Origin of the sequence: Paenibacillus jiangxiensis (assembly GCF_046098255.1) — a bacterium.
Classification (GTDB): domain Bacteria; phylum Bacillota; class Bacilli; order Paenibacillales; family Paenibacillaceae; genus Paenibacillus; species Paenibacillus jiagnxiensis.
This window is the reverse complement of record NZ_JBJURI010000012.1, coordinates 1-10,674: the sequence shown is the minus strand read 5'-3', so window position 1 is coordinate 10,674 and position 10,674 is coordinate 1. Positions and strand designations below refer to the sequence as shown.

Here is a 10,674-nt window from a genome sequence, read left to right as displayed (position 1 = left end):
ATCAGCGCCCTTCTCCGCTTGTGCGACGTACAGGGCATACCGCTTGCGACGAACATTGCTACGGCTGAAATATTGGTGAAGGCGCTCGACCGCGGCGATTTTGCCTGGCGGGAGCTGGTTCACAAATACAAGCCTGGCGTCCATGACGGTGAAATCAAATGAGTCTGGACATTCTTATATTCGGCGCACATGCGGATGATGCCGAAATCGGAATGGCCGGCACGATCGCTAAGCATGCCGCGGCCGGACTGAAGGTCGGAATATGCGACCTGACCCGGGCCGAAATGTCCTCCAACGGTACGGTGGAAAGGCGTGCCGCGGAAGCGGAAGCCGCCTCCGCCGTGCTCGGTCTGTCCGCGCGCACCAATTTGGGGCTCCCGGACCGTGGGCTGTACATCACGCCGGAGAATGTGGCCGCCGTGACCGCGGAAATACGCCGCCATGCTCCGAAGATTGTATTTGCGCCGTACTGGGAGGATCGCCATCCGGATCATGTGATGTGCAGCAGGCTGGTGGAGGAAGCGGTGTTCAACGCAAAACTGCGCCGCTACATGCCGGAGCTGCCACCTGTCCGTGTGGATCAGCTCTACTTTTATTTTATTAATGATCTGGGCCGGGCTGATCTAATCGTGGATATAACCGGGTATTATAATATTAAGGAAAAGGCGCTTGGCTGTTACAGCTCACAATTTGAGCAGGGGGCTGCGGGAGCCGATGTGGTATCCACCCCTCTCAATCAAGGATACATAGAACGGGTCAAGGCCCGCGATTCCCTGCTGGGACAGCGGAGTCTGATTCCGTTTGCCGAGGGATTTGCGGTGAAGTCCCCTTATAAAATCGAATTGTTTTAAATTTATTTTGCTTGCCGGAATGTGAAAGGGGGCTGCTAATCATGAATGACAGGCTCAGAATCGGAATTACCTGCTACCCCTCCCTGGGAGGTTCCGGTGTAGTGGCTACCGAGCTGGGCAAGCTGCTTGCCGAGCAGGGCCATGAGGTCCATTTTATTGCCAACGGGATCCCGTTCAGACTGGGCGGGAATTTTCATAAAAACATTTTTTATCATGAAGTGGAAGTCAATGATTATTATGTGTTTCGTTATCCTCCTTATGATTTGTCACTGGCGACGAAGATGGCCCAGGTCGTAAAGATGAAAAACCTTGATGTGCTGCATGTGCATTATGCGGTTCCGCATGCGGTATGCGCTTTTCTGGCCAAGCAGATGGTCGGGGACCGCTTGAAGGTTGTTACGACACTGCATGGAACGGATATCACGGTGCTGGCCCAGGACGAATCGTTAAAGGACCTGATCAGACTCGCCATCAACGAAAGCGATGCCGTTACAGCCGTATCCAATGATCTGATCCGTGAAACGCGGGAAGTGCTCGATATTACGCGTGAGATCGATTTGACTTATAACTTTGTTGATAAAAGGGTGTATTATCCACGGGAGTCCGCTTCACTGCGCAGCGATTTTGCCGCGCCGGACGAGAAAGTGCTGATGCATATTTCGAATTTCCGTCCTGTAAAAAGAGTGGGCGACGTCCTTGACGTATTCGAAAAGGTGCAGCGGAGGGTCAAATCCAAGCTGCTGTTCGTCGGCGAAGGTCCGGATCTGCCAAAAATCCGCTGTAGAATTGAGGAGCTCGGTCTGGAAGACAAGGTTTATTTTATCGGCAAGCAGGATGATATCGCTCAGGTGCTGTCCATGGCCGATATATTGATGCTGCCCTCTGAGAAGGAGAGCTTCGGATTGGTTGCGCTTGAAGCGATGGCCTGCGGCGTACCTACGATCGGCTCCACCGCCGGAGGCATACCGGAGCTTGTCGTCCATGGAGAGACCGGGTATCTGGCCCCAATCGGAGATACGGAGCGAATGGCCGAGTATGCCATCCGTTTGCTGACGGATGACAGAGATGCGGCCAGATTGCGCGAGGCTTGCCTGCGGCGGGCGCAGACCGTGTTCTGCAACGATAGAATCAGAAGACAATATGAAGAAATCTATTACCGCGTATTGGGACGCGAGGTGCCTGATCTGAGACCAGTGAACTGTTAAGGCAAACGCGTCCGTTTTTTGCGGATTACAGCAGTAAAGGTGGAAAGGCTATGAACAGTTGGCATTGCGCGGATCGGGATATGGCCCTGGAGGCCGGAAGGGTCCTTGACCGACTGATCAGCGCAGGGCATGACGCCTATTGGGTCGGCGGTTGTGTACGCGATGAACTGCTCGGACGTTCCATCCAGGATATGGACCTGACGACATCGGCTGAGCCGGACGAGGTGGTCGGGCTGTTTGACAATGTCATACCTACAGGCATTCAACACGGTACGGTAACGGTTGTTTCGGGCGGTTATTCCTTTGAGGTGACTACTTTCCGGACCGAATCCGATTACGAGGATCATCGCCGCCCGCAGGATGTCAGGTTTGTGAAAGATGTGCGGGAGGATCTGCGGCGCCGGGATTTTACGATGAACGCGATGGCGCTGACAAGGGATGGAGAGCTTGTAGACCCGTTCGGCGGGGAAGCCGATATCCGGAGCCGCCTCATCCGCTGTGTGGGCGCGGCGGATGAGCGTTTTGAAGAAGACGCGCTGCGCATGCTCCGCTGCGTGCGGTTCGCCGCTGTCTTCGGCTTCCGCATCGCGCCGTCGACCTGGAAGGCTCTGCTGCGCAAAAGGCATCTGCTGCGCTTTATTGCCATGGAACGGGTGCGGACGGAAATGGAGAAAATCATGAAAGGCCCCGATCCGCTGCGCGGGCTTGAGCTGCTGCGCAGAAGTGCTCTGCTGTTCAGCACGAAGGCAGCAACGCCCTGGGAGAGGATTAACGCTCGATCCCTTGAAAGACTGAATGAGCTCCCTGAGCCGCAGCGCTGGGAGCTGCTTCTGCTGAGCGGCGGCTTCGAGCCTGAAGAGGCGGATGCCATGCTGCGGGACTGGACGTTCTCCAATGCTTTCCGGATCCGCATGCTGCGTCTGTTGGAATGGGATAAAGCGGTCGCAGTTGTGCCGCCTTCTGCCTCTGATGAAGCGGACCTGCGGCGGCTGTGGATTTCGTGGCTGCTCCAGTGGGGAAAGGAGTCAGCAGCGGATTGGCTGGCTGTCAACGGAGTTCTGCCGCCTGACTTCAGGCAGGATGCCGCTTCCCGGAGGGTTGCGGACGTGCTGGAAGCCAATGGCAGCGAATGGACAGACCAAACACCGATTGAACATATGAAGGACTTGAACATTACGGGCAATGATCTGCTGGCGGAGTTGAACAGGCGAGGCGGGCCGTGGCTTGGCAAGCTGATGGAACATCTCCTGTTGGCCGCCGCCTGCGGGGATATCCCAAATGTGAAAGAGCGGCTGATTGAGGAAGCAAAGCGGGTGACAGAAGTTGAAGAAGCATGAGCAGTTGTTGAATATGCTTGAGAAAGCAGGCGCTTCCCATATCTCAGGCGAGGAGATCAGCCGGGTGCTGAACGTAAGCAGAACAGCCGTATGGAAGCATGTGAATAAGCTGCGTGAGCTGGGGTATGTTATTGAGGCTTCCCCACGGCTCGGCTATACGCTTGCGGCGAAGCCGGACAAGCTGGATGAAGATGCCCTGTCCGGGGCAATCCGGACAAAGGTGTTCGGACGGCACCTGCAGCTGCTCGACACGACGGTGTCGACGCAGGGGGATGCGATGCGCCTGGCAGAGCAGGGAGCCCCTGAAGGCACGCTGGTGGTGTCAGAGGAGCAGACCGGAGGGCGGGGAAGACAAGGGCGTAAATTTTTTTCCCCGCCCCGCAAAGGGGTATGGATGAGCGTCATCCTGCGGCCGCAGCAGCCGCTTCAGTACACGCCACAGCTAACACTCCTGACCGGCGTGGCCGTATGCCGGGCTGTAAGGCGTGTAGCAGGCGTTGAGGCTTTTATCAAATGGCCAAATGATCTGCTGGTGGACGGCCGCAAAGTATGCGGCATCCTGCTCGAATCGGCGGTCGAGGATCAGAGAATCCGCTACTGCATCGCGGGGATTGGGATCGATGTCAACCTGGACGCCGAGGATTATCCCGAAGAGCTGAGGACTATAGCCACATCGCTGAAGGAAGCGGCCGGAGGGGCTGTTGACAGAGCCGCTTTGATTGCGGCAGTTATGGAAGAGCTGGAGGACCTGTATACGCTGTATGGTCAGGAGGGATTCAAGCCCATCGGCGTCTTGTGGGAGGCGCTGTCGGCCATCGTCGGCCGCCGGGTGTCTGTCAGAGACAACGGGCAGCCTGTGGAAGGAACTGCGGAAGGGCTGGATGCTTCGGGTGCACTGCTGGTCAGACGCAGTGACGGAAGTCTGACGACAGTCTTTTCCGGAGACATTCAAATTAATCAGTGAAAAATCTGACTCAATTTGTTATACTTTGCTGGAGGCGGTATCGGCTTGTTCCGAACTGCACTCCAGGGCAGGTTGCCCGCAGACTTGACCATCATAGCTTCATTTGCTGGTTACGTTGGATTCTGCTCTGAGCCGAACAGGACCGAGACAGAAGGGACGATCGCGAGTGACTCTTTTTTGGCTGTTCGGACCTTTTCGACGCATATCCGAGACGAGATGCGTTTGCAAAAAGGTTTATTTGCGTTTGTCCAAAAAAGAAGAAGGGAGCCACAAGGATGGCAGCTAAACAGGCGTTAAACATTGTGAAGATGAAAAAAATGAAAGAGGAAGGCACCCCGATCAGCATGATCACGGCATACGATTACCCATCGGCCAGGCTGGCCGAAGAGGCGGGGGTCGATATCATTCTCGTCGGCGATTCGCTCGGCAATGTCGTACTCGGATATGACTCCACCATTCCGGTGACGCTGGATGATATGGTCTACCATACAAGGGCGGTGGCACGTGGTGCCGAGCATACGTTTATAGTGGCTGATATGCCGTTTATGACATACCACGGGAGTATTCAGGAAAGTCTTGCCGGAATCCGCCGGCTGATGCAGGAAGGCGGGGCGCATGCGGTCAAATTGGAGGGCGGTGCTGAAATCGCTCCGGTTGTGCGGGCGGCTGTGCAGGCCGGTGTTCCCGTTCTGGGGCATATCGGTCTGACGCCGCAGTCTGTCAACCAGATCGGCGGTTACCGGATTCAAGGCAGGGATGCTGCCGATGCGCGCAGATTGCTGGCCGACGCCAAGGCGCTGGAGGAAGCGGGCGCGTTCGGTATTGTGCTGGAGCTGGTTACGGAGGAAGTGGCCGCTCATATTGCCCAAGAGCTCTCCATACCGACTATTGGCATCGGTGCCGGCCGCGGCTGTGACGGACAGGTGCTGGTCTACCATGATGTGCTTCAATATGCGTCGCCTTACAGACCGAAGCGGTTTGTACAGACCTACGGAGATATTGGGACCTTGATCAAAGACAGCATCGGCCGTTATGTGGACGATGTGAAGGGACGGGCATTTCCCGCAGAGCAGCATGTTTTCAATGCAGATGACGGGGTAATGGATACATTATACGGAAACAGCAAAGAAAAGGTGGAGAACAGATCATGATTACAGTCAGGGACGTACAGCAGCTGCGTGCCGCGCTGGCTTCACGCCGCCATGCCCCGGGCACGGGAAAAGAGAAGAAGGTCGGCTTTGTCCCAACCATGGGTTACCTGCATGAGGGGCATGCCAGCCTGATGCGTGCCGCCCGCGACCAAAGCGATATTGTGGTGCTCAGCATATTTGTGAATCCTATTCAGTTCGGGCCGAACGAGGATTTTGAAAGCTATCCGCGCGACGAGAAGCGGGATGCGGCGATCGCCGAGCGCGAAGGGGTAGATATTTTGTTCATCCCTATGGTTGAAGTGATGTACCCGCAGCCTACTCGCACCAAAATCCGGGTGTCTGGTCTGACAGACCGGCTGTGCGGAGCGTCGCGGCCAGGTCATTTTGACGGGGTAACGACCGTAGTAGCCAAATTGTTCAACATGGTTCAGCCGGACTATGCGTTCTTCGGCATGAAGGATGCACAGCAAGTGGCTGTGCTGCAGCAGATGGTGACTGACCTGAACATGAACGTCGAGATCGTTCCCTGCCCGATCGTGCGGGAGCATGACGGACTGGCTCTCAGCTCGCGCAACGTATACCTGAGTGAGGAAGAACGGAAGCAGGCCTTAGTGCTGTCCCGTTCCTTGCGGGAAGCGCGTGAAGGGGTGTCACAAGGAAAAATTGCTACAGTGGCTGAGCTCCGTTCTTTCCTGGAGACGGTTGTAGCATCCTCACCGCTTGCCCGCATTGATTATGTGGAAATTCTGACCTTTCCGTCGCTTGAGCCGCTGGGTGCTGAAGAGCGGTTTGATGATATAAATGGAGATATAATAGCGGCGCTGGCTGTATTTTTCGGCAAAACGCGCCTGATCGACAATATGAGACTTGAAAAAGCGGAGGTCCTTTCCCATGTTTAGAACGATGATGAAGTCCAAAATTCATCGCGCTACCGTAACCGAGGCCAATTTGAATTATGTGGGCAGCATAACGATCGATGAAAGCCTGATGGAAGCGGCCGATCTGCTGGAGAATGAAAAGGTGCAGATCGTTAATAATAACAACGGGGCGCGGTTGGAGACTTACGTGATCACCGGACCGCGCGGGAGCGGCGTCATCTGTCTGAACGGGGCCGCAGCCCGTCTTGTACAGCCGGGGGATACTGTCATTATTATTTCTTATGCATCCATGACGAATGAAGAAGCCAAAGCCTATAAACCGACCGTCGTATTTGTGGACGGGGAAAACCGTCCGGTGCAGACGATGCAGAAGGAAACACATGCAACGGTCATGTAATCGATGGGAGCGCGGATGAAAAGAGCTCTTTGGGCGAAAAATGTGACTGTACACTCACGGCGTCAAACGCCGCAGGCCAGCAATGGCCGCAGTGGAGGAATCATTTTTTCCATGAAGGGTGGAATGCACAATATGCTCCGGCATGTATTCGCAGAAATGAACAGCATGTTAGATGAAATTGTGAAGCATTACCCTTCGGCTCAAGGCCCCCGCAAGGAGGAGCTCATCCATAAATGGAACCTGCTGCGCCGCATGAGCGATTCCATTATGGATGAGTGGCTGGCTTTTGAAGAAAAAATGGGCAAAGTGGCCGGCAGCGGCATGTTGCAATCCGCCAATGACGCGCCCACGCTGCCCGAAATGGGCCATGAAGCGTTTATCCGCGGCCAGGGCTACTACAGGCTGATGATGTACCCGGAGGCGCTGTCCCAGTTCGGGAGGGTTGCCGAGTTTTATCCCGAAAGCCTGCTGACTCAGATGTATGCAGCGATGTCGCATATGCATTTGAATCAGCTGGAGGAAGCGGAATCTTTGTTTCATTATTCCCTTGGCCTGACAGAGAGCAGGCCGATCAAGGCCGCTATTTATAATGCTCTCGGCTGTGTGCGGGCGAAAAAGAATGAACCTGAGCAGGCTGTACAGCATTTTATGCTGGCACTTGAGCTTGATCCTGCGCTGAAGGAAGCGCGCCATAACATGGAGGCATGCCGCTCGGACCCCGGGCGGCTGCGCTACAGCAGCCATTTCATGGCCTATATGTGAAACGTAACGCCCAATGAGCGATGCCTGCGTGCATCGCTTTTTGTTTGCTTCATGTTCAAAGCGCCCATCTTCTGATATGCTGTATGTATTAGCCGGGTTATCCCACCCGGTTCATTTTTCGCATGAACTTAAAGACTGAATGAGGGGATCAGGTTCAACATGAAATTTGCCGTATTGGATTTTGAAACGACAGGTACCCAGTCCGCCGATGATATCATTCAGGTCGGACTGGCCATTATAGATCATGATTACAGCATTTCACAGGTATATGCTTCCTATGTCAATCCGGGACGTTCGATTCCCCCTTTTATTACAGGATTAACGGGCATCACGGATGCGGACGTGGAGAACGCTCCTTCCCTTGAGGACATGATGGTCGAGCTTGTTCCCCTGCTGAATGATGTTGTTCTCGTTGGACATAACATTGCATTTGACTTTAATTTTCTGCAAAATGCGCTTGACCGCTGCGGATATTTGCCTTTCAGCGGCCGTATTCTGGATACGATGGATTTTCTCAAAATTTTGTTTCCATCCTTATCCTCCTATCAGCTTGGCTTTGTTGCGGCCGATTTCGGGCTTGCCCATGACCGTCCGCACCAGGCGGACAGCGATGCGCTTGTGACGGCCGAGGTATTTCTGAAATGCCTCGATGAACTGAACGGCCTGCCGCTTCTTGCCGTGCAAAGGCTCAGTGATTTGTTCGCGGAGGAAGACAGCGATCTGGCCTGGTTTTTTGATGGAATCAGGGAGCAGAAGGAAAGAGAGCCGATGCAAGAGCTTGAGGGTCACACCTATTACCGCCAGTTTGCCCTTAAAGTGGATGATTGGACGGACATTGAGCCTCCGCGCAGCGAAGCCGGCGACAATCCGCTGTCAGGCGTGAGCTTCGAGCAATACATGGAGCAGGTGCAGGAACGGCTGCGGTCGTCTCTGTCCCATTACGAGCAGCGGGAGTCGCAAAACCAGATGATTGGGAGCGTCATGACGGCGCTTAGCGAGGGCAAGCATCTGCTCATTGAGGCTGGAACGGGCACGGGGAAATCCCTTGGATACATGCTCCCCTCACTGTATCATAGCGTCAAGAACGGGCAAATAGTGATGATCAGCACCCATACCATCAACCTGCAGGAGCAGCTGCGGGAGAGGGATATTCCGCTGTTAACACAAGCGGTGCCGTTTCCATTCCGTGCGGCCGTGTTCAAGGGCCGGGGCCATTATTTGTGTCTGCGTAAATTTGAACATAAAATAAATAGAAGAGATTTTGCAACCCCGAAGGAAGATTTGCTCACAGCTGCGCAGATGATCGTGTGGCTTACGCAAACCGAAACCGGGGATGATGAGGAACTGAACCTCAGCAGCCGTGGAGGAGACTTCTGGGAAACGGTTGCCAGCGACTCCGACTCCTGCCTTGGCAGACAGTGTCCATGGTTCCGCAAATGCTATTACCATAGAGCGCGCCAGGAAGCCGGGATTGCAGATGTTGTGGTCACCAACCACTCCAAGCTGTTCACGGATGTCAAAGCCAGCCATCAGCTGCTTCCCGCATATGAGCATCTGATCATTGATGAGGCACATCATCTGGAAGAGGTGGCAGGCAAACATCTGGGCATGCATATGAAATATTTCACGTTCGTGCATGCGCTGACCCGTTTGTTCAAGGACAGCAAGAACGGGCAGCTGCCCGTTCTGCGCCAGCAGCTTATGTCCTCCGGGCATGAGAAGGGTGCGGAATGGGCGTATGTGATCGACAGCCTGTATCCGGCGGTGGTGGATGTTAAAGAGACCTGGGATAAGCTCAGCGACCTGTTATTCGGGTTGCTCCCGGAACGGAGCGACGCCTCTCCCGGGGAGACCGGACAGTTCTCGGCCAGATTCAAGCCTTCCGCCAAACCGAAGGGCTGGGGGGATGCGGAGCAGCTGGAAAACCAGATCTATGTCGGGCTTGGAGAAATCGTCCGCAAGGGAGACAGAATTTTGCAGGAAATCAAGGACGAGCAGGACGATTATGGTGCCGAAAGCCTGGTCACTGATATTGCAGGACTGTTTAAAGATCTGGCAGCCTTCCGTGACAGCCTGCGCTTCTTCATTAAAATGGATGACCTGACAACCGTGTACTGGCTGGAAGCGAGCGGCCAATTTAAAGGGAAATCGCTGCAGTTTTATGCCGTGCCGGTGGATGTAAGCCAGCAGCTGAAGGAAATGTTTTTTGACAAGAAAAAAAGCGTGGTGCTTACATCTGCTACCTTGTCTGTGGATAAATCATTCCAGTATATGATTGATCAGCTTGGCCTTCAGGAGGCCGCGGAGGCGGGGGGTCTGCTTACCTCTCTGCTGCCTTCTCCGTTCAACTATCGGGAGCAGGCGCTGCTGGTCATCCCACGGGATTTCCCGAGCGTCAAAGGGACAGTCGGGGATGCCAAGTTCGTAGACATGCTTGTGGACTCCCTGCGCAGTACGGCTGAGGCGACGCAAGGGCGGATGCTTGTGCTCTTTACCTCTTACAGGATGCTTAAGCAGGTGTACGAACCGCTCAAGGAGGCGCTGGCTTCTAGTGAAATTACGGTGCTGGGGCAGGGCGTGGACAGCGGTAGCCGCAGCAAGCTGACACGAAGGTTTCAGGACGCCAAGGCGTCTGTCCTGCTCGGTACAAGCAGCTTCTGGGAGGGCGTTGATATTCCCGGCGAGGCCTTGACCTGTCTGGCCATCGTCAGACTGCCTTTTCAGCCGCCGAACAGCCCGCTGCTGGAGGCGAAGGGCGAGCTGCTTCAGGAGCAAAAGAAGAACCCGTTCATGAAGCTGTCCGTGCCGCAGGCAGTCATCCGCTTCAAGCAGGGCTTCGGACGCCTCGTTCGAACGGCCAAGGACCGGGGAGTAGTTATCGTGTATGATACCCGAGTCATCGAATCTTATTATGGAAAGCACTTCCTCTACTCCCTGCCGGGACCGAAAATAGAGCATATGCAAACAGAGCAGATGGTGCCCCGCATTTCCGAATGGCTTCATGAGGAAGCGGGCAGCTAAAGCTCATAATGATTCATTAGTCCGTGAATTTAGAGCAGCGGTACGATGTCAAGACCCTGAATGAAAGGGATTTTCGCGTGCTGTCACTTTTTCAGGGGGTGGACCGAA

Annotated in this window: 9 protein-coding genes and 1 pseudogene; all 10 read left to right on the top strand. The window is 54.7% G+C overall.

The window, feature by feature from the left end:
• Window positions 1-162 (top strand): annotated as a pseudogene (locus ACI1P2_RS13065) (methylglyoxal synthase); the annotation flags it as partial.
• Entirely contained in the window at window positions 159-851 is a 693-nt protein-coding gene (bshB1, locus tag ACI1P2_RS13060; RefSeq protein WP_355320295.1) for a bacillithiol biosynthesis deacetylase BshB1, read from the top strand. The pseudogene ACI1P2_RS13065 and the gene bshB1, both read left to right, overlap by 4 nt.
• Window positions 852-892: 41 nt before the next feature.
• Window positions 893-2,056, top strand: a complete 1,164-nt coding sequence (bshA, locus tag ACI1P2_RS13055; protein ID WP_355320294.1) for an N-acetyl-alpha-D-glucosaminyl L-malate synthase BshA — start codon at window positions 893-895, stop codon at window positions 2,054-2,056.
• Window positions 2,057-2,106: 50 nt separating this feature from the next.
• Complete coding sequence (locus tag ACI1P2_RS13050; protein ID WP_355320293.1) at window positions 2,107-3,393, top strand: CCA tRNA nucleotidyltransferase; 1,287 nt, start codon at window positions 2,107-2,109, stop codon at window positions 3,391-3,393.
• A complete protein-coding gene (locus ACI1P2_RS13045; protein ID WP_355320292.1) occupies window positions 3,380-4,357 on the top strand; it encodes a biotin--[acetyl-CoA-carboxylase] ligase in 978 nt (325 codons plus the stop codon). The genes ACI1P2_RS13050 and ACI1P2_RS13045 overlap by 14 nt, the downstream gene beginning before the upstream one ends.
• 275 nt (window positions 4,358-4,632) lie before the next feature.
• Window positions 4,633-5,508, top strand: coding sequence for a 3-methyl-2-oxobutanoate hydroxymethyltransferase (gene panB, locus ACI1P2_RS13040; protein WP_355320291.1), 876 nt, complete (start codon window positions 4,633-4,635; stop codon window positions 5,506-5,508).
• A complete protein-coding gene (gene panC / locus ACI1P2_RS13035; protein WP_355320290.1) occupies window positions 5,505-6,407 on the top strand; it encodes a pantoate--beta-alanine ligase in 903 nt (300 codons plus the stop codon). Before panB ends, panC begins: the two co-directional genes overlap by 4 nt.
• Window positions 6,400-6,783 carry an aspartate 1-decarboxylase gene (panD, locus tag ACI1P2_RS13030; RefSeq protein ID WP_355320289.1) on the top strand — a complete coding sequence of 128 codons (384 nt, stop codon included), beginning with the start codon at window positions 6,400-6,402 and terminating at the stop codon, window positions 6,781-6,783. The genes panC and panD overlap by 8 nt, the downstream gene beginning before the upstream one ends.
• Window positions 6,784-6,798: 15 nt before the next feature.
• Window positions 6,799-7,545, top strand: coding sequence for a tetratricopeptide repeat protein (locus ACI1P2_RS13025; RefSeq protein WP_355320288.1), 747 nt, complete (start codon window positions 6,799-6,801; stop codon window positions 7,543-7,545).
• 159 nt (window positions 7,546-7,704) lie between these two features.
• Window positions 7,705-10,566, top strand: coding sequence for an ATP-dependent DNA helicase DinG (gene dinG, locus ACI1P2_RS13020; protein ID WP_355320287.1), 2,862 nt, complete (start codon window positions 7,705-7,707; stop codon window positions 10,564-10,566).
• Window positions 10,567-10,674 lie beyond the last annotated feature (108 nt).